The organism is Phocaeicola salanitronis DSM 18170, from assembly GCF_000190575.1.
Taxonomy (GTDB): domain Bacteria; phylum Bacteroidota; class Bacteroidia; order Bacteroidales; family Bacteroidaceae; genus Phocaeicola; species Phocaeicola salanitronis.
Map to the genome: position 1 here is coordinate 2,667,585 of NC_015164.1, position 25,151 is coordinate 2,692,735.

The following is a 25,151-nucleotide window of genomic DNA, read 5'->3' on the forward strand; positions in this document are numbered from 1 at the left end:
ATTCAAGTTTCATCAACAGGCTTATGGCTTGATTTTATTCTCTTTACGTTTGCTATTCACTAACGGTTGGTAACATGCAAAGTTAAAAACTTTCTCTTGAACTGCTTTGTTTTTTGTGCTAAAAAATATGTTTAAACCGGTGATGAAACTTTCGGGTTCAATATTTGGATAGTTCGTTCGATTGTGCCCATAAGCATTTCTACGAATAAAGCAAGTATAAGTTTTCATTTTCTATGCTTGGTTTTTATACAGGTTTTCCACCGTTTTTAACAGGGTTATGAATATACTTGTTATCTTTGCAAATAAAAAAATACCCATTATATGGCTGAATTGCGGAAGTTAAAAGTTACAGAGATGAACCGCCTGACGGTGGAAGAGTTTAAAGAGGCGAAAAAGATTCCGTTGGTGGTAGTGCTGGATGATGTGCGGAGCCTGCACAATATCGGTGCGGTATTCCGTACATCGGATGCGTTCTTGGTCGACTGCATTTATTTATGCGGCATTACCGCTACTCCTCCTCATCCGGAGATGCACAAAACGGCATTAGGGGCTGAATATACAGTAGACTGGAAGTATTTCCAGCATACGGAAGATGCTGTAAACGAGCTTCGTACAATGGGATATACCTTATTTGCTATTGAGCAGTGCGAAGGAAGTATCCTGTTGGATAAATTGGTTTTGGAACCGGATAAAAAATACGCGGTTGTGTTGGGAAATGAGGTGAAAGGCGTGAAGCAGGAAGTGGTGAATCTATGTGACGGGTGCATAGAAATTCCTCAATTCGGTACCAAACATTCGTTGAATGTATCTGTAACGGCTGGAATTGTTATTTGGGAATTTGCGTGTAAGTTAATATAAATGTTTATTCACAATTGTCCGTTTTCCACCAGTACAACAACCCGTTCGGTTAATTTATCTTCGTCTTCCGGATGATATTCTTTCTTCAGGCTGGCACCGAAGAGTGCGGCAAAAGTCTGGTAGAATCCGGCTTTGAAGGGACCCATAAATGCTTTTACCAATTGAAAGGAAGATTGGTTGCATTCTCTGTTTATCAACTTTATCAACAGCTTGCCTTGTGCGAATGTTAATTTCTTCATGCGAGGCGTGTATTGCTCTTTCAATCCTTTTTCTACCCGCTTGATATGGCGGTTGCGTGCCTCTTCGTCAGGCAAAGTCATTAAGTATTCGTAAGTTTCGATTACCGCCCGGTTCACTTCTTTGGCAATGGGAAGTGTTTTCTTTACGTCTCTTACCAGTTTATTGTAATATCTGCGTTGGCGTTTGTTTTTAAAATGCAATTCAGGATATACATATACGGTTCTTAGCGTTATACAAGGTATAGTGTCTCCTTTGTACACAATAACAGGTACTTTGTACAGCGTTGTGCCATTGGAGGAAGTTTGCGCTTGGGTTTTCAATGCGAAAGCGAAGAGCACGAAAAGCACTATGTATAAACTATTTTTCATCATGCGCAAAAATAGGAATAATTATGATTTGTGATAAACACTACGTAGAGGTTATACGAAAAATTAACGTATTTCCTTTTGTTAATAACTTGTGAATAATATGTTGAAACGCATGTTTGTTTTTTGGATATTAGGATGTTATGTATTAACACCCTTGTTTGCCCAGTCCGATTGGCTGGAATGGAATGAAGACATATCGGCTCCCGAAGACTTGGAAGACTGGAGAGAAAAATACGAGGAGTTAAGCGAAATAGCAGAACATCCTTTTAATATCAATGCCATTACCAAGGAAGAATTGGAGCAGCTTCCTTTCTTGTCCGATAAGCTGATAGAAAACATCTTGTATTATGTTTATAAATACGGACCGTTATTGACCAAGAATGAATTGCTGGGTGTTGAAGGGATGGACTGGCAAACCCGGAAGTTTTTAACAGACTTCATCTATATCGGACCCTCTGAGAATGAACGGGATAAGTTTTCATGGAAAAACCTGTGGAAATACAATAAACAGGAGTTATTAACACGTCTGGACATCCCTTTCAACACCAAGGCGGGCTATGCCGATTATGATGCGGAAACCTTGGCGGAAAGCCCTAACAAGCGTTATTATGGCGACCCGTTCTATCACAATGTGCGCTATCGTTTCCAGTACAATAAGCAAGTGTATGCCGGATTGACCGCCGAAAAAGATGCGGGAGAGCCGTTCTTCAGCCAATATAACCGGAAGGGGTATGATGCTTATTCGGGTTATCTGTTCCTTTCGAATCTGAAGAGACTGAAAGCCTTGGCTATCGGAAACTATAAGGCGAACTTCGGGTATGGACTGGTATTGAATATCGGAAGCTTTACGATGGGAAAAGGAACGATGAACCGGAACCGTTTCGGGCAAGGGTTTACGAAATATACTTCGACCGGAGAAGGAGAATATCTGCAAGGAATAGCCGCTACGTATCAAGTGGCGAAACGCTGGCAAGCGTCTGCCTTCTATTCATTCAGAAAGCAGGACGCACGTGTGGAAAACGAGTTCATAAGGTCGTTGAAAACCGATGGATATCACCGGTTGAAAAAAGATATGGAAAAGAAAAATACCGTATCTAATCATTTGACCGGATGCAACTTAACTTATAATGGAAAATTCACAGAGTTCGGTTTAACTGCTGTGTATAATCATTTCAACAAGGTGTTAAATCCCGATGCACGCGCTTATAATCTTTATTATCCTCGCGGGGATTATTTCTATAATGTAGGAGTGAATTACAAATTCTTTCTTCATCGCTTTACGTTTTCCGGCGAGACGGCTATGGATAAATCGGGAAAGATAGCTACGCTCAATGCAATCAGTTATCAACCGGGTGTGAATACCAATCTCTTAGTTATTCACCGTTATTACGATAAGCGCTACCAGTCGCTTTATGGAAACGCGTTTGGCGAGAATTCGAGGCTTCAAAATGAAACGGGAGCTTATTTAGGATTGGAAACCAGTTTCTTAGACAAGTTCAAGTTGTTGTGTTATGGAGACTTCTTTCATTTCTTCTATCGCAGGTATCAGGTAGACCGTGACCATACTTCGGGATTCGATGGCTTATTCCAGTTAAGTTATTCACCGTTCAATTCACTATCGATGTTAATAAAGTACACGTATAAGAACAAGGCGAAAAACTATACTTCTCCCGATGAAACGAAGTTTGTTTTGCCTTACGTAAGGCAACGTTTGCGTTATCAGTGTTCATCGGTATGCAGTGAGTATCTTTCCCTGAAAGGGGTAGCAGAAGGTGTAATGGCTTCGTATAACGGATGGGAAAAGTCGAAGGGAGGATATGTGAGTGGCACGGTGAAGGGAAATATTCCAAGCATTTCCCTTCAGGCATCGTTAACCGGAACCTGGTTTCACACGCAAGATTACGATTCACGTATTTACGTGTACGAGCCCGGTTTGCTTTATGCTTTCTCCATGAACTCATTTTACGGCAAAGGAACCCGCATGGCAATCAACCTGAAATATACATGGAAGAACCGGTTCATGATTCAAGCCAAGTGGGGCTGGACGCATTACAAGGACCGGAACCGCATCGGTACGGATACCGAGGAGATACAAGGAAGCGATAAGGCGGACTTGCAGGTACAAGTAAGGGTGAAATGGTGAATGTTTTGCTTATAATGCATGTGCCAAACGAAGACGGATTTCCGTTACAGGGCGTTACAAATCGTTACAATTACAATTATTGAAAACGAAAAAGAAGGGAGAATGCTTTCAACAATAAGTTATATTATATATAAATATATATATTTATATATAATATAACTTATACGTGTAACTTTTCTTTTTTGAACCGCTCTTATGAAAGTCCGATTTTAGTAATTGTAATAATTGTAATTGTAACGATTTGTAACGCTTTGCAGTTACGTGCCGTTATCATCTCCGGGTCAGCTATGACATCATTCATTGGAAAATTCAAAAGGCTCTCAAAACATTCTGTTTGCCATGCACGATATGTGATTTAGAATGTGTACATTTGCATCAAAACATAAAATGTAAGATAGCTTATGTCAACTGTAATATACCCCTCTCCTATTTTCGGACCGGTGCATAGCCGCCGGTTGGGAGTTTCGTTAGGAATCAACTTGCTTCCCGCCGACGGGAAGTGCTGTACGTTCGATTGCATCTATTGCGAATGCGGATACAATAAAGACCGCCGTCCCCGCCTCAAGCTTCCTACGCGTGAGGAAGTGCGCCGGGCTTTGGAACAACGTCTGATGGATATGCGGGCGAACGGTCCTGCCCCCGATGTGCTGACCTTTGCGGGAAACGGAGAGCCTACGCTTCATCCGCATTTTAAGGAAATCATCGAAGACACCATTGCCTTGCGCGACCGCTATTTCCCTGACGCGAAGATTAGCGTATTGAGCAATTCCACCCAGATACACCGCCCGGAAGTGTTCGAAGCGTTAAGCCGTGTGGACAATAACATCTTGAAGCTGGACACGGTAGACGAAGCTTATATCGGCAAGGTAGACCGTCCGACAGGACCGTATGACGTAAGCCGCATCATTCAGGGAATGAAAGCTTTCCGTGGCAATCTGATTATCCAGACCATGTTCTTGAAAGGGAAAACCGATGAGGGCGAGGATGTGGACAATACCTCAGATGCTTTTGTGCTTCCCTGGTTGGAGGCGGTAAAAGAAATCGCTCCCCGTCAGGTGATGATTTATACGATAGACCGCGAGACGCCCGATAGCTTCCTGCAAAAAGCCACCCATGAGGAGCTCGACCGTATCGTATCTCTCTTGGAGCAGGCAGGCATCCGGGCAAGTGCTTCGTACTGAAAGGTGCGGCATGCGCATATACTTGCATCCGGGCACGCAACTATATGCGCCGGGCGATGCATATAGCTGCATCCGTCGGGGGAGATATATGCGTTTTCATCCCCGCCTGATTGTGTGGAGAGAGGAAGGCTGCACAGGCATCGGTCGTGAGGGCATAATATCCTTAAAGAAGTTTAACAAAAGCGTGTTTATAACCGATTTATTTGTTATTTTGCACCAAATTAGGGAAAGAAGTGAACAGACTGCACATAGATACATGCCCGCTTTGCGGAAAGAGCCATTTCGAGAAGGTGATGACCTGCACCGACCACTATGCCACAAATGAACCGTTTGACATTTGCAGGTGTGTGGCGTGTGGTTTTCTTTTCACGCAAGACGCGCCCGACGAGAGCGAGATTGGGAGGTATTACGAATCGCCCGATTACATCTCGCATACAGATACGCGACGCGGGCTTGCCAACCGTCTGTACCATTATGTAAGGCAATACATGCTTCGCCGGAAAGCCCGCCTCATCAAGCGGTGTTGCGGCCTGAGCCGGGGACGTTTGCTGGATATCGGTACAGGTACGGGGTATTTCCCTCATTTCATGCAAGAGCGTGGCTGGCGGGTTTCGGCTATCGAGAAAAGTCCGCAGGCAAGGGCTTTCGCGCACGAGCATTTTGACCTGGAGGCGGATGCGCCCGAAGCGTTGGATACATACGAAGCGAAATCATTTGATGTAGTGACGTTATGGCACGTGATGGAACATTTGCAGCATCTCAATGAGACGTGGGAACGGCTTTATTCCATCTTGGACGACCGGGGCATTCTGGTCATAGCCGTACCCAATCCGACTTCGTCCGATGCGCGGCATTATAAGGAGATGTGGGCGGCATACGATGTGCCAAGGCATTTGTGGCATTTCACACCTGCCGTGATGCAGCAGTTCGGAGCCAAGCATGGATTTATCTTGACGGAGCGGCATCCGATGCCGTTCGATGCTTTTTATGTGTCGATGCTTTCGGAGAAATACCGCAAGAGCGGCGTTCCTTTCCTGAAAGGAATGGCGGAAGGGGCGGAAGCAGGGCTGGCTTCTTTGATGAAGAAGGAACGGAGCAGTTCCATGATTTATGTATTTCAGAAAAAAGTGAAGGCATGAGCAGGCGGACGAAAGCATCTTTTGATATGCAATTCATTACATCCAGCATCAGTACCATGTTGGTATTGGTTTTGCTGGGGACGGTTGTTTTTTTCGTGATGGCGGCAAACAACCTTTCGGTGTATGTACGCGAGAACATTGCTTTCTCTATCTTGATAAGCGATGACATGAAAGAGGCGGACATCCTCCGGTATCAGAAGGAGCTGAATCAGGAAGCGTATGTCAAGCAGACTTCGTACATCTCGAAGCAACAGGCTTTGGAAGAGCAGACCGAAGCCATGGGTACCGACCCGGCTGAGTTCTTGGGCTATAATCCGTTTACGGCATCGATTGAGGTAAAGCTGAATGCCGATTACGCCAATTCGGACAGCATTGCATGGATTAAGGACGGGATTCTTTCGCATAAAGGTGTGCTGGAAATAAATTATCCGCAAGACTTGCTGGATGCCGTCAACCGGAATATCCGTAAGGTCAGTGTGGTGCTGCTAGGGCTTGCCGCCTTGTTGACACTGATATCTTTTGCCTTGATAAACAATACGATAAGGCTCACCATTTATTCCAAACGTTTCCTGATACATACCATGAAGCTGGTAGGGGCAAGCTGGTCGTTCATCCGGCGTCCGTTCCTGATGCGTAATGTGTGGGTAGGGATGCTGGCGGGGGCTGCCGCCGATGCGGCATTAATCGGGCTTGCGTATGCTTTGGTAAAATACGAGCCTGATTTGTTGGCGGTTATAACGCCGGGAGTGATGATAGTTGTCATGGTTTCGGTGTTTATATTCGGGGTGGTAATCACTTCCCTTTGTGCGCTGATATCCATTAACCGGTATCTCCGCATGAAAACGAATGAGTTGTATTATAATTAATTTCATAACATTTTATTTATACGGTATGGATAAAAAGAACTTTGCCTTTGATAAGACCAATTTCAAGCTCTTGGCGATAGGAATGGTCGTGATTATCATCGGATTCCTGCTGATGTCGGGTCCCGGTTCGACCGAAACGGCATTCGAGCCTGACATATTCAGCGTACGCCGCATCAAAGTGGCGCCTGCGGTTTGTTTCTTGGGATTTGTCTTTATGATTTACGGAATACTCCACAAGCCGAAAGACCAGGCGGAGGACACTAAAAGCGAAGGGAAGTGATGGAAGGGGATTTGAACGTATTTCAGACCATCATCATTGCGATAGTAGAAGGGCTGACCGAGTTTTTGCCGGTATCTTCTACGGGTCACATGATTATCACCCAGCACGTGTTGGGAGTGGAAAGCACCGAGTTTGTAAAAGCATTTACGTTTATCATCCAGTTTGGAGCCATTCTGTCGGTGGTATGTTTGTATTGGAAACGTTTTTTCCGCCTCAACCATACGCCTGCACCTGAAGGGGCTTCGGCACTTAAACGCTTTCTTCATACCTACGATTTTTACTGGAAGCTGTTTGTCGCTTTTATCCCGGCGGCTGTATTGGGGCTTTTGTTCAGCGATATGATAGACGCTATGCTGGAAAGCGTGATTGTGGTAGCGGTAATGCTGATTATCGGAGGTGTGTTTATGTTGTTTTGCGACAAGCTTTTCGGAAATGGAAGCGAAGAGACAAAGCTGACCGAGAAACGCGCCTTTTATATCGGATTGTTTCAATGTATCTCCATGATACCGGGTGTGTCCCGTTCGATGGCGACTATCGTAGGGGGTATGGCACAGAAGTTGACGCGTAAGGCCGCGGCGGAATTCTCGTTCTTCCTGGCTGTGCCTACGATGTTTGCCGCTACGGTGTACAAGATGTTCAAGTTGTTTATGGAAGGCGGGACAGAGATTATCGTAAGCAATATGGAGGCTTTGATTATCGGGAATGCAGTGGCTTTTGTCGTGGCAATGCTTGCCATTAAGTTTTTTATCAGCTTCGTGACGAAATACGGGTTTGCCGCATTCGGGTGGTATCGCATCATTGTAGGCGGCGTGATTTTGATAATGAGTTGTTTGGGATATAATTTAGAGCTTGTTTGATGAACTTTAAAGAAGGAGAGGTGTTGTATTTTGACAAGCCGTACCGATGGACATCGTTTGCGCTTGTCAATAAAATAAGGTATCACATCAGCCGGAAATTAGGTGTGAAAAAGATAAAGGTAGGACATGCGGGAACGCTCGACCCTTTGGCTACAGGAGTGATGATTATCTGCACAGGGAAAGCGACAAAACGGATTGAAGAGTTCCAGTATCATACTAAGGAATATGTGGCTACGTTGCAATTGGGCGCTACAACCCCTTCGTATGATTTGGAAAAGGAAATCGACGCCACCTATCCTACGGAACACATTACCCGGGAATTGGTAGAAGAAACATTGCAGCGGTTTGTAGGGGCGATAGAACAGATTCCTCCCGCCTTTTCGGCTTGTAAGGTAGACGGGAAACGCGCTTACGAACTGGCACGTAAAGGCGATGAGGTACAATTGAAACCGAAGACTTTGGTAATAGATGAAATCGAATTGTTGGAATGTAATTTGCCTGAGATAAAAATACGCGTGGTATGCAGTAAAGGTACTTATATCCGTGCGTTGGCGCGTGATATTGGTGAAGCGTTGCATAGCGGTGCACATCTGACAGGACTTATCCGTACGCGGGTAGGAGACATTGTTCTGGAAGATTGTATGAAGGTAGAAGATTTTGAAGGCTGGCTGGAGCAGCAAGAAATAGATTTTTAGTTCTTTAGATTTTAAGTTCTTAAGTTCGAAGTCACAAACCCACAAACTTAAAAGCTCAAGAACTTAAAAACTCACAAACTCATAAACTTAAAACTCAAAGATATGAAACTATCACAATTTAAATTCAAGTTGCCGGAAGAAAGAATAGCGTTGCATCCGGTAAAGTACAGAGACGAATCTCGGCTGATGGTGGTACATAAGTCTACGGGAGAAATTGAGCATGTGATATTCAAGGATATCCTGAATTATTTTGATGACCAGGATGTGTTTATTTTCAATGATACAAAAGTATTTCCTGCCCGTTTATATGGAAATAAGGAAAAGACCGGCGCGCGTATTGAAGTTTTCTTATTGCGTGAGTTGAACGAAGAATTGCGTTTATGGGATGTTTTGGTAGACCCTGCCCGGAAAATCCGTATAGGCAATAAGCTTTACTTCGGCGATGATGATTCGATGGTGGCAGAGGTGATAGACAATACGACTTCGCGCGGGCGTACCTTGCGTTTTCTTTATGACGGTCCGCATGATGAATTCAAGAGAGCGCTTTATGCGTTGGGTGAGCCTCCATTGCCTCCCTTTATCCGCCGTCCGGCAGAACCCGAAGATACGGAACGCTTCCAGACCATTTTTGCCAAGAACGAAGGAGCCGTGACCGTTCCGGCTGCAGGATTGCATTTCAGCCGTGAGCTGATGAAACGCATGGAAATTAAAGGGATAAACTTTGCGTTCATTACCATGCATTGCGGATTGGGTTGCTTCCGCGATATCGATGTGGAAGACTTGACCAAGCATAAAATGGATTCGGAACAAATGTTTATCAATGCAGAGGCTTGTAAGATTGTAAATACAGCTAAAGACAACGACCATAAAGTATGCGCGGTAGGTACAAGCGTGATGCGTGCCGTAGAAACGGCTACAGGAACCGACGGGCATTTAAAGGAATATGAAGGTTGGACCAATAAGTTTATCTTTCCGCCATACGACTTTGTGTTGCCCGATGCGATGGTGACCAATTTCCACATGCCTTTATCCACCATGTTGATGTTAACCTGTTCATACGGAGGTTATGAGTTGATTATGGATGCCTATCAGATGGCTTTGAAAGAAGACTACCGTTTCGGAACATACGGGGATGCCATGCTGATTTTGAATAAATGATTATGGCACATGTTTATTTAGGTTTGGGAACGAACTTAGGAGATAAAGCGGCAAATTTACATAGAGCCGTTTGTGGTATAAGCGAGAAGATAGGGAAAGTGCTTTCCCTATCTTCTTTTTATGAAACCGCTCCTTGGGGATTTACGTCGGAAAATAGTTTTCTGAATGCGGCGGTATGTGTTGAAACATCTCTATCGCCATGGGAAGTATTGCATCGGACACAGGAAATAGAGCGCATGTTAGGGCGTACCCAGAAATCAGAAAGAAACGTGTATCACGACCGCATCATCGATATTGACCTTCTGCTATATGATAAGGAGATTATACAGACCCCTGAGCTCACGCTTCCTCATCCCCTTATGCTCCAACGTGAATTTGTGATGAAGCCTTTGCTGGAGATAGCAAGAGAAATCGAACATCCTGGGATTGGGAAAACATTTGGAGAACTGTACGAAGAAATGTGCGGGAAAATATGTTAAATACATCTTCACTTCATCGTTATTCCAAGGAATATGCGTATCTTTGCGCCCGAACTAAAAAGTGGAAAGATTTGAGTAGCTTGCAACCACGGAAAAAAATGCTAAAACACATTTCATCAGATTCTCCCGCATCTTGCGATTCCTACTCTTGTCCGTACACGGCATTTATTAATCCTTTTAATTTATAAAACAGAAATGGGATATTTATTCACATCCGAATCGGTGTCAGAAGGACACCCCGACAAAGTGGCGGATCAGATTTCCGACGCTGTGCTTGACAAACTGTTGGCTTATGACCCCAGTTCGAAAGTAGCTTGCGAAACATTGGTTACTACCGGACAGGTAGTGCTGGCAGGAGAAGTGAAAACCAAGGCTTACATCGACCTTCAACGGGTGGCGCGCGAAGTGATTAACCGCATCGGTTATACCAAGAGCGAATACATGTTCGAAGGCAATTCGTGCGGAGTGTTTTCCGCTATTCACGAGCAAAGTCCGGATATTAACCGCGGTGTAGAGCGCGAAGACCCGATGAACCAAGGTGCGGGCGACCAAGGCATGATGTTCGGTTATGCTACAAACGAGACCGAGAACTATATGCCGCTATCGCTTGATTTGGCACATAAGTTATTGATGGTATTGGCAGAAATCCGCCGGGAAGGCAAGGTGATGACCTATCTGCGCCCGGATGCCAAAAGTCAGGTAACTATTGAATATGATGACAACCGGCGTCCGGTTCGCATTGACACGATTGTGATTTCTACCCAACACGATGAATTCATTTTGCCCGAAGACGACTCGAAAGAGGCTCAGTTGAAGGCAGATGAAGCGATGGTTAAACAGATTTACGAGGATGTAATTCATATTTTGATGCCTCGTGTAATTGCCGGAATCCATAACCCGGATGTTTTGAAACTGTTCAATGATAAAATCCACTATCATGTCAATCCGACCGGCAAGTTCGTTATCGGAGGTCCTCATGGAGATACCGGTCTGACGGGACGTAAGATTATTGTAGATACGTATGGAGGCGCAGGCGCTCATGGCGGAGGTGCATTTTCGGGGAAAGACCCCAGCAAGGTAGACCGTAGTGCCGCATACGCCGCACGCCATATTGCCAAGAATCTGGTAGCAGCCGGTGTGGCTGATGAGATATTGGTACAGGTATCGTATGCGATAGGTGTGGCACGTCCGATTAATATATATGTCAATACGTACGGAAAAAGCCATGTAACCATGAGCGATGGGGAAATCGCCAAGAAAATTGATGAAATTTTCGACATGCGTCCGCGTGCCATTGAAGAACGGTTGAAGCTTCGTTATCCGATTTATAGTGAAACGGCTGCCTATGGACACATGGGGCGTGAACCGAAGGTTGTGACCAAGCATTTCGAATCGCTTTACGAAGGCAACAAAGATGTGGAAGTGGAGCTTTTCACATGGGAAAAACTGGACTATGTGGATAAAGTGAAAGCGGCTTTCGGGTTGAAGTAAAATAATTATAATGGAAACGCAGATTTTCGCAGATTAACGCAGAAAGAATTTTTTAATTTATCTGTGAAAATCTGTGTTAATCTGCGTTTCATGAATCACTTGACATTATGAGTGAAATAAAGAATATCTGTGTATATTGCGCATCCAGCCCGCAAATTGCTCCGGTTTATTTTGAAGCTGCCGAAAGGCTGGGATATCTTTTGGCGGAAAAAGGGATAAACTTGATTGACGGGGCAGGTAAGGTAGGGTTGATGGGGTGCCTTAACAATACAGTCCTTGCCGCAGGCGGTACGGTAACGGGCGTTATTCCCCGGTTTATGGTAGAGCGGGGCTGGCATCATTCCGGTTTGACACAGTTGATGGAGACTGAAACGATGCACGAGCGCAAGGAGTTGATGGCAAAGATGTCGGATGCAGTCATTGCGCTTCCGGGTGGATGCGGCACCATGGAAGAATTGCTGGAAATCATTACCTGGAAGCAATTGGGAATTTACGATAAACCGATTGTGATATTGAATACATGCGGTTTTTATAATCCCTTGATTGAGATGCTGGAAAAAGCGATTGGCCAACATTTCATGCGTCGGGAACACGAAGCTTTGTGGGAAATAGCTTTTACTCCCGATGAGGCCGTAAATTTGTGCTGTACAATTCCGCTTTGGAACAAAGAAATCCGTAAATTTGCAGAAGTGTAACAGTTCTTTTTATTCACCACGGAGGACACAGAGTTTTTTATTCTTCTGTTTCTTCGGGGGGAGACATTATTAATTTATACAGACTTATGAACGAGACTTGTCCCGTCGGATTCGAATACATCGTAGAAAAGGTATACGAGCAGGAGTTGCTGCTCGACAGTGCTTTGGCAAGAAGCATGCAGACGGCTTCCGGTGCCGGTATGCGGGGCGAGCCTTTGCCCTATCAGTTTCGTTCCGAATGGTCGGTCACATGTTTGCTTTTACTCTGTTTCCTTCTTTTCTCATACGCGTTGAAAAACGGAAGGAAATATATCTTTCAACACCTCAAAAGCCTGTTCCAACATAAAGAACGCAACAGCTTGTTTGACGATACTTCCGGTTCGAGCAATGGAGCTGTGATTATATTGCCCTTGCTTTCCTGTATTTTTTATGGGCTTTTTTTCTATTGCTATTCGGTGGAGAAGTTTCCTGCATTGTTTTATGTTACCCCTCATGAAGCGATGATAGGCATCTATATATTGATTGCTTTTTTTTATTTGTTGCTGAAGTGGGGAAGCTATACTTTCGTCAATTGGATATTCTTCGAAAAAGAAGGAAGCCGTGCGTGGATTCAGGCTTATTTTGATACGTTAAGCGGTCAATGCTTTTTACTTTTCCCGGTTATTTTGCTTATTATCTATTACAATCTTTGGTTTCATATTGGCAGTATTTTTATACTATTTATTCTGATTTTCGCTAAAATATTGTTATATTATAAGGGCTTTCTAAACTTTTTCAGTCAAAGTTATGGTTTTCTTCATTTTATTCTGTACTTTTGTGCCCTCGAAATGGTACCCCTTCTGCTATTGGCAAAAGGAATCCTCTATATAAACCAGATTGTGATTTTAAATTTTTAGTGCCTTGAAGATTAAAAAAAGTCCTCGTTTCTCAGCCTAAACCTACATCAGAAAAGTCACCTTATTTTGACATTGCTGAGAAGTATGGAGTGAAAATAGATTTTCGCCCCTTTATAAAAGTTGAGAGTTTGTCGGCAAAGGAATTTAGACAACAGAAGATTTCTATTCTGGATCATACTGCCGTTGTGTTTACTTCGCGCCACGCTATTGATCACTTCTTTAATTTGTGTACAGAGCTTCGCGTAACGGTTCCGGAAACCATGAAATATTTCTGTACGTCGGAAACCATTGCTTTGTATATTCAGAAATATGTGCAATATCGTAAGCGGAAAGTATTCTTCGGCGCTACAGGCAAGTTTGTGGATTTGTTGCCTGCCATCATTAAGCACGGTACGGAAAAGTATTTGATACCGATGTCGGATGTACATAATGATGAAGTGAAGGATTTGTTGGACAAGCATCACATCCAGCATACCGAAGCGGTGATGTACCGTACGGTGAGCAATGATTTCACGCCGGAAGAGAAGTTCGATTACGATATGCTGATTTTCTTCAGCCCGGCGGGAATCCAATCATTGATGAAGAACTTCCCCAAGTTCGAACAGAAGGATATCGCCATCGGAAGTTTCGGTCCGACTACGGCAAAGGCGGTAAAAGATGCAGGATTGCGTCTGGATTTGGAAGCTCCTACGGTAGCCGCTCCTTCGATGCCTGCCGCATTGGATATGTTTATCCGCGAACATAATAAATAAGATTCATCGGTATAATCGGTATATATTGAAACGCAGATTAACGCAGGTTGGCGCGGATAATATAAGTCTGTGAAAAACTGCATTAATCTGCGTTTCTTTACTATTCAAACTATGGAAGAACCGGTAAAAAACACTTTCCCGAAAAAGGAACATTTAAGCAGTTTGCTATTGATTGGCAAATTGTTTGCAGGAGGCAGCAAGTCATTGGCTGTTTTCCCTTTGCGTGCTGTTTATATGCCGGTGGAAAATGCAGGCCTTCCTGCGGTCTCTGTCTTGATTAGTGTCTCTAAAAAGCGTTTCAAGCGTGCGGTAAAGCGCAATCGGGTGAAACGGCAAATCAGGGAAGCCTACCGTAAAAACAAGTCTCTGCTGACAGATGCTTTAGAAGCAAAAGGCAAGAAACTTGCGATCGCTTTCATTTGGCTCGATGATGAGCTTCATGCTTCTCCGGAAGTAGAGGAAAAAGTGAAAAAATTGCTCCAGCTGATAGCGGAGCGTGTCGGATGAAGCATGAAAAAGATACTTTCGTTTTTGCTTTTACTTCCCATTTATTTTTATCGGAACTGCATTTCTCCCTTTACGCCTCCATCGTGCCGGTTTACACCCACATGTTCGGAATATGCCGTTCAGGCAATAAAGAAACACGGTCCGTTCAAAGGGCTTTACCTTGCCATACGCCGCCTGTTGCGGTGCCATCCGTGGGGAGGTTCGGGATACGATCCTGTTCCTTAGTTATTCACCACAGAGGATTCTTCATTTATTATGATGTGTTTTGATGTCCATACTCATCACTTATCTGCATCTCCTTCCGAAGCTATATTCAATGCCGATAGCAAGTATATTCCCTTACCCGATGAAGCTATGTGGCTTTCGGTGGGGATACATCCGTGGCATCTTACTTCCGAGAATTATCCGATGCAGCTCCGGTGGATAGAATCTGTGTTGGGAAAAGACAAGCGGGTGATTGCTTTGGGAGAAGCGGGGCTTGATAAGTGTTGCCATGCGCCTTTTTCCTTGCAAGAGGAAGCTTTCCGCATGATAGTTTCTCTTTCCGAACACTACCGCCTGCCTCTGGTTATCCATGCCGTAAAGGTTTATAATGAATTGATTGCCTTGAAAAAAGAAATTCATCCTTCCCAGCCTTGGATTGTCCACGGCTTTCGGGGGAAAAAGGAACTGGCGCAGAGTCTCGTAAGGCAAGGGTTTTACCTCTCTTTCGGCGAACATTATCACGCGGATGCATTGCGGTATATGCCTGAAGGAACCTTCTTGCTGGAAACCGATGAGAGCCGTGTGCCTATCTGTACCTTATACCATAGGGCGGCAGAGATACGTGGAATCCATCCGGATTTATTGGCGGATAATGTCAGCCGGACGGTTAACTCGCTCTTTTTTAACCGGTAAAAATTGGTTATTCAGATAAAGTGTCGTACTTTTGCCGTTGACTTTAATATAATGTTAAACTAAGAATCTCATTCGATGAATTTTGTAGAAGAATTAAAATGGCGCGGAATGGTGCATAACATGATGCCGGGCACAGAAGAATTGTTGGAAAAAGAAATGGTAACGGCTTACTTGGGTATCGACCCTACTGCCGACTCCTTGCATATCGGACACTTGTGTGGTGTAATGATGTTGCGGCATTTCCAGCGTTGCGGACACAAGCCTTTGGCTTTGGTGGGCGGAGCTACAGGTATGATTGGCGACCCTTCCGGCAAATCGCAGGAGCGGAATCTGCTGGATGAAGAAACCTTGCGCCATAACCAAGAGTGCATCAAGAAGCAGTTGGGCAAATTTCTCGACTTCGAGTCGGATGCCCCGAACCGTGCAGAACTGGTGAACAATTACGATTGGATGAAAGACTTTACTTTCCTTGACTTCGCCCGTACCGTAGGCAAGCACATCACCGTCAACTATATGATGGCGAAAGATTCTGTACAGAAACGCTTGAACGGCGAAGCACGCGACGGACTTTCATTTACCGAGTTCACCTATCAGTTGCTCCAGGGATATGACTTTTTGCATTTATATGAAACCCGCGGATGCAAGCTCCAATTAGGCGGAAGCGATCAGTGGGGGAACATCACTACGGGTGCCGAATTGATTCGCCGTACCAATGGGGGAGAAGTGTTCGCCCTTACCTGTCCGCTGGTGACGAAAGCCGACGGCACGAAGTTCGGCAAGACCGAAAGCGGAAACGTATGGTTGGATGCACGTTATACCTCTCCTTATAAATTCTACCAGTTCTGGCTGAACGTGAGCGATGAAGATGCCGAACGCTACATCAAGATATTCACTTCGCTTACGAAAGAAGAAATCGATGCGTTGATTGCCGAACACAAGGAAGCTCCACACTTGCGTGTGCTCCAGAAACGTTTGGCACGAGAAGTTACCGTCATGGTACACTCTGAGGAAGATTATAATGCAGCGGTAGAAGCATCGGGCATTCTTTTCGGAAACGCCACTTCTGATGCCTTGAAGCGTCTGGACGAAGACACGTTGCTTTCCGTATTCGAAGGTGTGCCTCAGTTTGAGGTGGCTAAGAGCGAAATAGAAGCCGGCATCAAGGCTGTAGACTTGTTTGTGGAGAAAGCCGCTATTTTCCCCTCGAAAGGCGAGATGCGTAAGATGACGCAAGGCGGAGGCGTATCGCTGAACAAGGAAAAGCTTACCGCATTCGACCAAGTGATTACCGCCGATGATTTGCTGGATGAGAAATACTTGCTCGTTCAGCGCGGCAAGAAGAATTATTATTTGATTATCGCGAAGTAAGTATAAAGCTATTCACCACAGATTACACGGATTTTAAAGTTATAGTCAATCAGAAATGAGCGAAAAATCCGTTAATCTTTTATATTGAACACAGAGACGCAGAGACACGGAGAAATTGACAATAAAAAAAACTCTGTGCCTTTGTGTCTCCGTGTTCAATTCTATTCATAATCAGTTGGGTTTGGCTATTATTTTTACAAAGATAGCGTATTTTGATTTCCTTTTCTTGAAAAATTCCGTAATTTAGCGCACGAAATGAAAAATAAAGGAATTATGAAGATAAATGTTTGTAAAAGACTGATGTTTGCCGTATGCTTTGCTGCAGGCGTGGCGGTTTACGGACAAGACGCAACGGGACATGTCAATCCGTTCCTGAGCGAGTTCAACACGCCTTACGGGGTTCCGCCGTTCGAACAGATTACGGTTGCGGATTACCGTGAAGGGTTCCTGAAAGGGATGGAAGAGCAGAAACAGGAAATCGATGCCATAGTAAACCAGCGCTCGATGCCCGATTTCGAAAATACCATTGTGGCGCTCGACCGTAGCGGAGTGATGCTGAACCGGGTAGCCTATGTATTCTTTGGGCAGAGCGGATGCAATACGAACGCCGAGATGCAGGCGTTGGAGCAGGAAATGGCTCCGTTGCTTTCGGCTCATAGCGATGACATTTCGCTGAACAAACGCTTGTTCCAGCGGGTGAAGGAAGTATATGAGAACCGTACGAAATTCAATCTCGATAAGGAACAGGCTAAGTTATTAGAGGAAACGTATAAAAGCTTTGTACGGAGCGGAGCCAACCTGAGCGATGCCGACCAGCAGAAGCTTCGGGCGTTGAACGAGAAGATTTCGACGCTTCAGATTACGTTCGAGCAAAACATGCTGAAAGAAACCAACGCTTTCAAGCTGGTCATTACAGACGAGAAAGACTTGAGCGGGCTGCCAGCCAGCCTGATAGCACAGGCCGCCGAGACCGCTAAGGGCATGGGTGAAGAAGGCAAATGGGTGTTTACCTTGCATAACCCCAGCATCATGCCTTTCTTGCAATATGCCGATAACCGTGCGTTGCGCGAGCGTATTTATAAGGCTTATATCAATCGGGGAAATAACGGGAACGATGCCGACAACAAGCAAGTGGTGCGCGACCTGATTACGGCACGTCTGGAAAAAGCCAAGCTGATGGGCTATGAAGACTATGCCTCGATGGTGTTGGAAGACCGTATGGCGAAGAACGAAAAGAACGTGTACGACCTGCTTAACCAGCTTTGGACACCTGCTCTTGCCAAGGCGAAGGAAGAGTTGGCTGATATCAAGGCGGAAATCAAGCGCGAGGGCAACGATTTTGAGCCGGAAGGCTGGGACTGGCGTTATTACTTCGAAAAAGCGAAAAAGCATAAATACGACATGGACGAGAACGAAATCCGTCCGTATCTGGAACTGAACAACGTGCGCGACGGTGCTTTCTATATGGCAAAACGCTTGTATGGCATTACGTTCCGTCCCTTGGAATACATGCCGAAGCCGCATCCCGAAGCGCAGGTGTTCGAGTGTATCGACAAGGACGGAAAGCCCTTGGGCATCCTTTATTTCGATTTCTTCCCACGTGCCAGCAAGAGCGGAGGCGCATGGTGCGGCGAATACCGTCCCCAGTCGTATGATGAGAACGGCAACAAGGTGGTGCCTGTAGTTACGATTGTATGCAATTTCACCAAGCCGTCGGCAGGTGAGCCTGCCCTTTTGAGCCCGGATGAAGCGACTACGCTTTTCCATGAGTTCGGACACGGGCTGCATTCGCTCTTTTGCGATGTGCACTATACAGGCGTGAGCGGTGTGCCCCGCGATTTCGTGGAGCTTCCTTCTCAAATCGATGAGCATTTCACCTTCGAGCCGGAAATGTTGCAGGTGTATGCGAAACATTACAAGACAGGCGAGGTCATGCCGACCGAACTGGTAGAGAAATACGACAAGAGCAGTAAGTACGGACAAGGTTTCGCTACGGTGGAATACCTTGCTGCATCGCTTCTGGATATGGATTTCCATACGCTGAAGTCGGTGCCTGCCGATATGGACGTGATGGAGTTCGAAGCCAAGACCTTGGGCGACCGTGGTTTGCTGAAGCAGATACCGTCGCGTTACCGCACTACCTATTTCGCGCATACCATGGGCGGGGGTTATACCGCCGGATATTATAGCTACATCTGGGCGGAAGTGCTCGATTGTGATGCGTTCGGAGCATACGTAGAGAGCGGAAACCTGTTCGACCCCGAAGTGGCAAGCAAGTTCCGCAAGTATGTCCTCACGCCGGGCGGCATTGATGACGCGATGGATATGTACGTCAATTTCCGCGGAAAAGGTCCCGATATCAAGTGGTTGCTCGAGAAACGTGGCTTGGATACTCCTGCGCCTTTGAAACAAGATAAGGAATAAACATAGTTAATTAACAATTAAAAGTGAATAGTTAATAACGGCAATCAGAGACATCCACCGTTATTAACTATTCATTGTTCATTATTAATTATTCATTATTCACTCTTAATTATCTTCGACATGCCGGACATTTCGTTTTCGTTTATCTACACCTCTTACTATAAAAAGGCGTTCAGCTTTGCCAAGTCGTACGTCCACGATGAGGCGGTAGCAGAGGATATTGCTTCCGAGGCGCTGATAGCCTTGTGGGAGAAAATGGAGATAACGTCCGTTGAGGAGATTGCTCCCCTTTTATTTACTATTTTGAAGCACAAGGCGCTCGACTGGCTGAAGCACGAGCAGGTGAGGATGACAGCTTTCGAGACGTTTGCCGATTGGCAGAGCCGCGAGCTTTCCCTTCGCATCTCGAGCCTCGAAGCGTGTTCGCCCGACGGTATTTTTTCGAATGAAATCGGGCGTATCGTGCGTCAGACGCTCTATCAACTTCCCGAACAGACCCGCCAGGCATTTGTCTTGAGCCGCTTTAAGGACAAGTCGAACCGTGAGATAGCCGAAGCGTTGGGCATCTCGGTCAAGGGCGTGGAGTATCACATCTCGAAAGCATTGAAAACGCTTCGCGTAGCGTTGAAGGATTACCTTCCCTTGCTTTGCTTTTTCTACCCGCATTTGCGATTCTGACAATAGGGCAGGAACGGGCATGCAACCGCTTTCTTTCTCATCCTTATATAAGTTTCAAGGTAGTTTCAGCATGCTGAAACTATAGTTTTCCCTTGCTGAAACTAAAGTTTTAACAGAGGAAAACCGTTCATGAAGCAGGTTGCCTTGCCTTATGCAGCCTGTATGTAATAGAATAAGGTTGGTTAGCGAAAGACAATGCATCTTGTAGAGACGTCACATTGTGGCGTCTCCCTGCAGATGTCACGCTGGATTTGCAATCCAGCGTAATCAGTTTTGCGGATTTGTAATCCGCATTATCTGCAACGGTTTCGGATTGCAAATCCGATTCTTCGATTACGCCGGATTACAAATCCGGCATGACAGGAAAGTAAAAATCTGTGTCTGTCTGTGTCCTTTTATTCTGCTGCAAACTAAAAAAAACGATTTTTCTTGCCTTTCCGTTTAGGGTAATGCCTCGCTCGGTCGTTATACCTACAAAAGCCGATACTAAAAGATGAATACCGATTTATTACAACGATACATAGCCGGAGACGTAACGGAAGCCGAACGAAAGCAAGTGCTGGAGTGGATTGAAGAAAGTCCCGAACACTTGCAGGCGTACAGGGCGCAACGCAAGCTGTACGATATCACTTTGTGGCGTACGGACATTTCTCTGGACGAACCTGCTCCCGCAAAACGTTTCTCATGGAAGAAGCCGGTCGTGGAAATGCTGAAGATAGCGGCAATCTTTGCCTTGGTTTTCGTGGGCAGCTATTATGTGTGGAATAAGCCGGAGAAGCCCGATGCGCTCCAGTCTGTCTATGTGCCCGCAGGACAACGGGCTGAACTGGTGCTGGCGGACGGTACGAAAGTATGGCTCAATTCGCGGAGCCGCCTGACGTTCCCCGGTTCGTTCGGCGAGGATACCCGCAAGGTGAAACTGGACGGTGAAGGTTATTTTGCGGTCAAGTCGGATGCGGAACATCCGTTTATCGTAGAGACGAACCGTTACGATGTGCGTGCGTTGGGTACCGAGTTTAATGTGATAGCCTATCCGAACGACAGCATTTGGGAAACCTCGCTCTTGAAAGGCAAAATCGATGTACTGGCGCAAGGCGTTCATGTCGGATTGGAACCTGATACCCGGTTGAGCCTGCAAGGCGATAAGCTGGTGAAGGGAAGCATCAGGGAAATGGACTATTTCCGCTGGAGGGAAGGGCTGATTTGCTTTCACGACATTTCCCTGAAGGATATGATGGAGAAACTGGAATTGTATTACGGAGTAAACATCGAGGTGAACAACCGCAACATCCTCCGCAATCATTATACCGGCAAGTTCCGCACCGGAGACGGAATCGAGCACGTGCTTCGTGTCTTGAGGCTGAGCAACCGCTTCACGTATACGAAGGACGACGAGACCAATACGATTACAATCAATTAACCAGAATAAAAACCTTTAATGAAGAACGCCTATGGAATAATGCAGACCTGAAGAAAAAGGGACAGTGCTGCCACACCGTCCCTCGCCAAAAAAGAGAACATAAACTTTAAGTAGAAACCTAAAATTTAATGCGCAAATTTATGAAAAATAATTTGTATCAGGAATTTATTGTACCATTTAAACATTCATTCCGAGTTATGAGAAACGCTTTTTTAGCCTTATTTCTATTCGTGGGCACAACGTATGCCACCGAATCTTATTCCCAGAACATGCGGGTGACGGTAGTGTCATCCGGTATCTCTACGGCTCAAGTGCTGAGTGAGATAGAAGAACAGACTGATTACCTGTTTGTGTACGATGTCAATGAGGTCGACCTCGACCGCAACGTGAATGTCCGTGCCGAGAACCGTCCGGTATCGGAAGTTCTTGACGAAGTGTTCGAAGGCACAGATGTCGATTATGCCATGGAAGGCAAGAACATCATGCTGATGAAACGGAGCAAGAAGGAAGCCCTTGTTTCCGTGCAACAAACGTCCGGAAACACCATCAAAGGTGTGGTAACGGACGCGAACGGTGAGCCTATCATCGGTGCCAACATCATGGTAAAAGGCACTACAACCGGTACCATTACCGACTTCGACGGACGCTTTACCCTCGATGTCCCCGAAAATGCAACGCTTCAAGTCTCCTATATCGGTTTTGTGAGTCAGAATGTGAAGGTGGGTGCGAAAAAGGAAATAATGATTCGGCTGGAAGAAGATGCACAAGCATTGGACGAAGTGGTGGTGATTGGATATGGAACGGTAAAACGTAGGGATTTAACAGGAGCTGTTGCATCTGTAAAGGGTACTGAAATACAGAAAAATCCGGTATCAAATGTTGCTCAAGCTTTACAAGGTAAATTGCCAGGGGTAAATGTTGTTTCTCAAGATGGTCGTCCTGGTGCTACAATTTCTGTTCGCGTACGTGGAGGTGGTTCAATTACTCAGTCTAATGAACCGCTTTATGTAGTAGACGGATTTCCAGTAAGTGATATTAGCGATATTCCAGCATCTGATATTGAATCGATAGATGTATTGAAAGATGCGGCTTCAACAGCAATTTACGGAGCTCGCGGTGCAAATGGTGTTATTCTTGTAACGACTAAAGGTACAAAAGAAGGACGTATATCGGTTTCTTATGAGGGTTACGTGCAAATGAAACAAGTATCTAAAACATTAGAGACCCTTTCAGCTCAAGATTATATTTTGCATAACTGGAGTTATGCGGCTTCCAGAGGTACTGCCAATCAAGATGCTGTGGAAAAATATTTTGGATTAGGCTCGAAATATGGTAATCATTATGCGGATTATGCGAATGTGAAAGCTCATGATTATACAGATGACGTTTTGCGTACGGCTGTTTCACATAGTCATAATGTAAACATTTCTGGAGGTTCCAAAAATACGAAAGTAATTTTTTCATTAGGTTATATTGATGATGAAGGTATAAAAATAAATTCAGATTACAATCGTTTCAATACGTCATTGAAATTTCAACAAAAGCTGGCTAAAACATTGACTTTTGATTTTGATTTACGTTATTCGGAAACTAATCTGAATGGCCGTGAAGATGTGACGAATGGTAAAGGTTCGAATGTTTCTAGTGCTTATCGTTATCGTCCGATTGATAATCCGTTGGGTGGAGTTGATTTTTCAGAAGTTGCGTCTGGTTTTAGTTTTGGTATTGCGAATATTGATGATAAGCATAATCCAGTTGAACTTATTAATGATATTACTAATCGTTCGTATTCTCGTTCATTGAGAGGGTCGGCGGCTTTGTCGTGGGAAATCATTAAAGGTTTAACGGCTCGTACGGAATTGTCTTTGACGCGGGGATCTTCGAAAGATTCTTATTATGAAAATGGTTATACTAATGGAGATAAACGTGCCAATTTGACCCGTGGTGTGAGTGACGGGTTACGTTCTGTGACAACTTTGAATTATGCTTTCAATGTGAACAAGCAACATGATTTTTCTATTTTATTAGGTAATGAAATTACTAAATCTGCTTCTGAATCATCAAAGATGGAGGGGCGAGGATATCCTGAGCGTTTTGATTATGAAACTACAATGGCTTTGATTCATACAGCTACTTCTTCTTTTTCTGCAATAAATACGGTAAATAATCCAGAACGTACTGTGTCTTTCTTTGGGCGTGCATCGTATACGTTGAAAGACCGTTATTTGTTTACGGCAACATTCCGTGCGGATGGTTCATCTAAGTTTGCGCCTAACAATCGTTGGGGATATTTCCCTGCCGGTGCTTTTGCTTGGCGTTTGTCCGAAGAACCGTTTATGGAAGACACTAAGGAATGGTTGTCTAATTTGAAGTTGCGCTTGTCGTATGGTACTTCTGGTAGTGATAATATAGATTCTAATTTATGGCGTGAAACTTGGTCTAGCCTGGGAGCCAGCAATAATCATACTCCGATTAATGGAGAGTTGGGTTCTTTCTATCGTCCAGATGGTTTGTTGGCTAATCCTGATTTGAAATGGGAAACAACCATATCTCGAAACATTGGGCTTGATTTTGGTCTTTTCAACAACCGTTTGAATGGTAGTCTTGAAGTTTATTGGAATACAACAAAAGATTTGTTGATGGCTGTGCCTGTAGATAATACAACAGGATATACTTATCAGTTCCAGAATTTTGGAAAAACATCTAATAAAGGTGTGGAGTTGTCTGTAAATTTTGATGTTGTGAATAATGGAGACTTCCGTTTCAATATAGGTGCCATTTATAATTATAATCGGAATAAGCTTGATAAATTGCCTAATGCGGAACAATACATTTACTCTTCCAATTGGGGCTCTTCTTCATTAGTTCCAAAACAAGATTTTATGTTTATTGAAGGCAAAGCAATTGGTTTGGTACGTGGATTCATTAGTGATGGTTTTTATGATGTAGATGATTTTATTTATGAAAACGGTCAATATATATTGAAAGAAGGTATTCCTGATATTTCTTCAGCTTTGACCGCAGCTTATAAGCATCCTTTTTCTTTGCCAGAAGGACAAACCGCTTTTCCAGGAGCTTCAAAATTCCGCGACGTAGATAATAATGGGATAGTTGATTTGGATGATGCGACATGTTTAGGTGAAGTAGTACCTCGTCATACAGGAAGTTTTCAGTTGAACTTCAATTATAAGAATTGGGATCTTTCATCCAATTTCAATTGGAGTGCCGGCGGAAAGATTTATAATGTTGCTGCCATGATTAATGCTTCTGGACAAGAATATGATGGCATAGGGGCACAGCGTATGCAGTGGGTATCGGAAGCCTACAAAATTTATAATGTAAATGCTTCAGGAGACTTGTATCCTGTTACAGATCCAGATGAATTGCGGACTTTGAATGCAAATGCGAAATATCATTTGCCTTATCATCAAAGTGGTATAACAGCTTCTGAATGGTTGGAAAATGGCTCTTATTTACGTTTATCGACCTTGACTTTAGGTTATTCAATGCCTAAAAAGTGGCTGGATAAGCTACACATAGAAAAATTACGTATTTATTTAACTGGTACTAATCTGTTTACTATAACAGGATATTCAGGAATCGATCCGGAAGTGAATGCAACTCCGCAAGGAGCGGGAACGTTTGGCAATTTGAGAATATTCCCGACTCTGAATATGGATTTTGGTACTTATCCTCGAGCACGGACATATACTTTAGGTATGAATTTGACTTTCTAATTATGTGACTTATAAAAATAAA

23 protein-coding genes are annotated in these 25,151 nt (G+C 44.5%); 22 read left to right on the forward strand and 1 reads right to left on the reverse strand.

Annotation, left to right across the window (positions count from 1 at the left end; translation table 11 throughout):
• Nucleotides 1-330 precede the first annotated feature (330 nt).
• On the forward strand, nt 331-858 hold the full coding sequence (locus BACSA_RS11525) for an RNA methyltransferase (protein ID WP_041584379.1): 528 nt from the start codon (nt 331-333) through the stop codon (nt 856-858).
• A gap of 8 nt (nt 859-866) precedes the next feature.
• Here BACSA_RS11525 and BACSA_RS11530 read toward each other — a convergent pair whose 3' ends face one another.
• Entirely contained in the window at nt 867-1,466 is a 600-nt protein-coding gene (locus tag BACSA_RS11530; protein WP_041584380.1) for a DUF4294 domain-containing protein, read from the reverse strand.
• Nucleotides 1,467-1,566: 100 nt separating this feature from the next.
• On the opposite strand from BACSA_RS11530, the gene BACSA_RS11535 reads away from it, so the two are divergent.
• The 21 genes from BACSA_RS11535 to BACSA_RS11635 all read left to right on the forward strand — a co-directional run bounded on the left by BACSA_RS11535 (nt 1,567) and on the right by BACSA_RS11635 (nt 25,129).
• A complete protein-coding gene (locus BACSA_RS11535) occupies nt 1,567-3,609 on the forward strand; it encodes a helix-hairpin-helix domain-containing protein (RefSeq protein WP_013618275.1) in 2,043 nt (680 codons plus the stop codon).
• Nucleotides 3,610-4,010: 401 nt separating this feature from the next.
• Nucleotides 4,011-4,790 carry a radical SAM protein gene (locus tag BACSA_RS11540; protein ID WP_013618276.1) on the forward strand — a complete coding sequence of 260 codons (780 nt, stop codon included), beginning with the start codon at nt 4,011-4,013 and terminating at the stop codon, nt 4,788-4,790.
• Nucleotides 4,791-5,023: 233 nt separating this feature from the next.
• Nucleotides 5,024-5,929, forward strand: a complete 906-nt coding sequence (locus BACSA_RS11545; RefSeq protein WP_041584381.1) for a class I SAM-dependent methyltransferase — start codon at nt 5,024-5,026, stop codon at nt 5,927-5,929.
• Nucleotides 5,926-6,795 carry a cell division protein FtsX gene (locus tag BACSA_RS11550; RefSeq protein WP_013618278.1) on the forward strand — a complete coding sequence of 290 codons (870 nt, stop codon included), beginning with the start codon at nt 5,926-5,928 and terminating at the stop codon, nt 6,793-6,795. The genes BACSA_RS11545 and BACSA_RS11550 overlap by 4 nt, the downstream gene beginning before the upstream one ends.
• 25 nt (nt 6,796-6,820) lie before the next feature.
• The gene (locus BACSA_RS11555) at nt 6,821-7,075 is read left to right on the forward strand and encodes a DUF3098 domain-containing protein (RefSeq protein WP_013618279.1); all 255 of its coding nucleotides are present in this window, start codon (nt 6,821-6,823) and stop codon (nt 7,073-7,075) included.
• On the forward strand, nt 7,075-7,932 hold the full coding sequence (locus tag BACSA_RS11560) for an undecaprenyl-diphosphate phosphatase (RefSeq protein WP_013618280.1): 858 nt from the start codon (nt 7,075-7,077) through the stop codon (nt 7,930-7,932). The genes BACSA_RS11555 and BACSA_RS11560 overlap by 1 nt, the downstream gene beginning before the upstream one ends.
• The gene (gene truB / locus BACSA_RS11565) at nt 7,932-8,627 is read left to right on the forward strand and encodes a tRNA pseudouridine(55) synthase TruB (protein WP_013618281.1); all 696 of its coding nucleotides are present in this window, start codon (nt 7,932-7,934) and stop codon (nt 8,625-8,627) included. Before BACSA_RS11560 ends, truB begins: the two co-directional genes overlap by 1 nt.
• Nucleotides 8,628-8,729: 102 nt before the next feature.
• Nucleotides 8,730-9,785, forward strand: coding sequence for a tRNA preQ1(34) S-adenosylmethionine ribosyltransferase-isomerase QueA (gene queA / locus BACSA_RS11570; protein ID WP_013618282.1), 1,056 nt, complete (start codon nt 8,730-8,732; stop codon nt 9,783-9,785).
• Between the two features lie 2 nt (nt 9,786-9,787).
• Nucleotides 9,788-10,264, forward strand: coding sequence for a 2-amino-4-hydroxy-6-hydroxymethyldihydropteridine diphosphokinase (gene folK / locus BACSA_RS11575; RefSeq protein ID WP_013618283.1), 477 nt, complete (start codon nt 9,788-9,790; stop codon nt 10,262-10,264).
• A gap of 195 nt (nt 10,265-10,459) precedes the next feature.
• Nucleotides 10,460-11,755, forward strand: coding sequence for a methionine adenosyltransferase (metK, locus tag BACSA_RS11580; RefSeq protein ID WP_013618284.1), 1,296 nt, complete (start codon nt 10,460-10,462; stop codon nt 11,753-11,755).
• Nucleotides 11,756-11,862: 107 nt separating this feature from the next.
• Complete coding sequence (locus BACSA_RS11585) at nt 11,863-12,450, forward strand: LOG family protein (RefSeq protein WP_013618285.1); 588 nt, start codon at nt 11,863-11,865, stop codon at nt 12,448-12,450.
• 86 nt (nt 12,451-12,536) lie between these two features.
• Nucleotides 12,537-13,346 carry a DUF4271 domain-containing protein gene (locus BACSA_RS11590; RefSeq protein ID WP_013618286.1) on the forward strand — a complete coding sequence of 270 codons (810 nt, stop codon included), beginning with the start codon at nt 12,537-12,539 and terminating at the stop codon, nt 13,344-13,346.
• Between the two features lie 71 nt (nt 13,347-13,417).
• A complete protein-coding gene (locus tag BACSA_RS11595; RefSeq protein WP_052305988.1) occupies nt 13,418-14,098 on the forward strand; it encodes a uroporphyrinogen-III synthase in 681 nt (226 codons plus the stop codon).
• 111 nt (nt 14,099-14,209) lie between these two features.
• On the forward strand, nt 14,210-14,605 hold the full coding sequence (rnpA, locus tag BACSA_RS11600; RefSeq protein ID WP_013618287.1) for a ribonuclease P protein component: 396 nt from the start codon (nt 14,210-14,212) through the stop codon (nt 14,603-14,605).
• A 3-nt stretch (nt 14,606-14,608) separates the two neighbouring features.
• Nucleotides 14,609-14,830, forward strand: coding sequence for a membrane protein insertion efficiency factor YidD (yidD, locus tag BACSA_RS11605; RefSeq protein WP_013618288.1), 222 nt, complete (start codon nt 14,609-14,611; stop codon nt 14,828-14,830).
• Between the two features lie 30 nt (nt 14,831-14,860).
• A complete protein-coding gene (locus BACSA_RS11610) occupies nt 14,861-15,502 on the forward strand; it encodes a TatD family hydrolase (RefSeq protein ID WP_013618289.1) in 642 nt (213 codons plus the stop codon).
• 75 nt (nt 15,503-15,577) lie between these two features.
• Nucleotides 15,578-16,870 carry a tyrosine--tRNA ligase gene (gene tyrS / locus BACSA_RS11615; RefSeq protein WP_013618290.1) on the forward strand — a complete coding sequence of 431 codons (1,293 nt, stop codon included), beginning with the start codon at nt 15,578-15,580 and terminating at the stop codon, nt 16,868-16,870.
• Nucleotides 16,871-17,143: 273 nt separating this feature from the next.
• The gene (locus BACSA_RS11620; protein WP_013618291.1) at nt 17,144-19,294 is read left to right on the forward strand and encodes a M3 family metallopeptidase; all 2,151 of its coding nucleotides are present in this window, start codon (nt 17,144-17,146) and stop codon (nt 19,292-19,294) included.
• A 120-nt stretch (nt 19,295-19,414) separates the two neighbouring features.
• On the forward strand, nt 19,415-19,972 hold the full coding sequence (locus BACSA_RS11625; RefSeq protein ID WP_013618292.1) for an RNA polymerase sigma-70 factor: 558 nt from the start codon (nt 19,415-19,417) through the stop codon (nt 19,970-19,972).
• A 493-nt stretch (nt 19,973-20,465) separates the two neighbouring features.
• Entirely contained in the window at nt 20,466-21,392 is a 927-nt protein-coding gene (locus BACSA_RS11630) for a FecR domain-containing protein (protein WP_013618293.1), read from the forward strand.
• Nucleotides 21,393-21,532: 140 nt separating this feature from the next.
• The gene (locus tag BACSA_RS11635; protein ID WP_013618294.1) at nt 21,533-25,129 is read left to right on the forward strand and encodes a TonB-dependent receptor; all 3,597 of its coding nucleotides are present in this window, start codon (nt 21,533-21,535) and stop codon (nt 25,127-25,129) included.
• The last annotated feature ends 22 nt before the right edge of the window (nt 25,130-25,151 follow it).

Excerpts from the sequence above, each read along its gene's own strand:
- BACSA_RS11560 (WP_013618280.1), top strand. The coding sequence starts at position 7,075 with ATGGAAGGGGATTTGAACGTATTTCAGACCATCATCATTGCGATAGTA.
- tyrS (WP_013618290.1), top strand. The coding sequence starts at position 15,578 with ATGAATTTTGTAGAAGAATTAAAATGGCGCGGAATGGTGCATAACATG.
- BACSA_RS11620 (WP_013618291.1), top strand. The coding sequence starts at position 17,144 with ATGAAGATAAATGTTTGTAAAAGACTGATGTTTGCCGTATGCTTTGCT.
- BACSA_RS11585 (WP_013618285.1), top strand. The coding sequence starts at position 11,863 with ATGAGTGAAATAAAGAATATCTGTGTATATTGCGCATCCAGCCCGCAA.
- metK (WP_013618284.1), top strand. The coding sequence starts at position 10,460 with ATGGGATATTTATTCACATCCGAATCGGTGTCAGAAGGACACCCCGAC.
- BACSA_RS11555 (WP_013618279.1), top strand. The coding sequence starts at position 6,821 with ATGGATAAAAAGAACTTTGCCTTTGATAAGACCAATTTCAAGCTCTTG.
- BACSA_RS11610 (WP_013618289.1), top strand. The coding sequence starts at position 14,861 with ATGATGTGTTTTGATGTCCATACTCATCACTTATCTGCATCTCCTTCC.
- truB (WP_013618281.1), top strand. The coding sequence starts at position 7,932 with ATGAACTTTAAAGAAGGAGAGGTGTTGTATTTTGACAAGCCGTACCGA.
- BACSA_RS11590 (WP_013618286.1), top strand. The coding sequence starts at position 12,537 with ATGAACGAGACTTGTCCCGTCGGATTCGAATACATCGTAGAAAAGGTA.
- BACSA_RS11550 (WP_013618278.1), top strand. The coding sequence starts at position 5,926 with ATGAGCAGGCGGACGAAAGCATCTTTTGATATGCAATTCATTACATCC.
- yidD (WP_013618288.1), top strand. The coding sequence starts at position 14,609 with ATGAAAAAGATACTTTCGTTTTTGCTTTTACTTCCCATTTATTTTTAT.
- BACSA_RS11530 (WP_041584380.1), bottom strand. The coding sequence starts at position 1,466 with ATGAAAAATAGTTTATACATAGTGCTTTTCGTGCTCTTCGCTTTCGCA.
- BACSA_RS11540 (WP_013618276.1), top strand. The coding sequence starts at position 4,011 with ATGTCAACTGTAATATACCCCTCTCCTATTTTCGGACCGGTGCATAGC.
- queA (WP_013618282.1), top strand. The coding sequence starts at position 8,730 with ATGAAACTATCACAATTTAAATTCAAGTTGCCGGAAGAAAGAATAGCG.
- folK (WP_013618283.1), top strand. The coding sequence starts at position 9,788 with ATGGCACATGTTTATTTAGGTTTGGGAACGAACTTAGGAGATAAAGCG.
- BACSA_RS11535 (WP_013618275.1), top strand. The coding sequence starts at position 1,567 with ATGTTGAAACGCATGTTTGTTTTTTGGATATTAGGATGTTATGTATTA.
- BACSA_RS11630 (WP_013618293.1), top strand. The coding sequence starts at position 20,466 with ATGAATACCGATTTATTACAACGATACATAGCCGGAGACGTAACGGAA.
- rnpA (WP_013618287.1), top strand. The coding sequence starts at position 14,210 with ATGGAAGAACCGGTAAAAAACACTTTCCCGAAAAAGGAACATTTAAGC.
- BACSA_RS11625 (WP_013618292.1), top strand. The coding sequence starts at position 19,415 with ATGCCGGACATTTCGTTTTCGTTTATCTACACCTCTTACTATAAAAAG.
- BACSA_RS11635 (WP_013618294.1), top strand. The coding sequence starts at position 21,533 with ATGAAAAATAATTTGTATCAGGAATTTATTGTACCATTTAAACATTCA.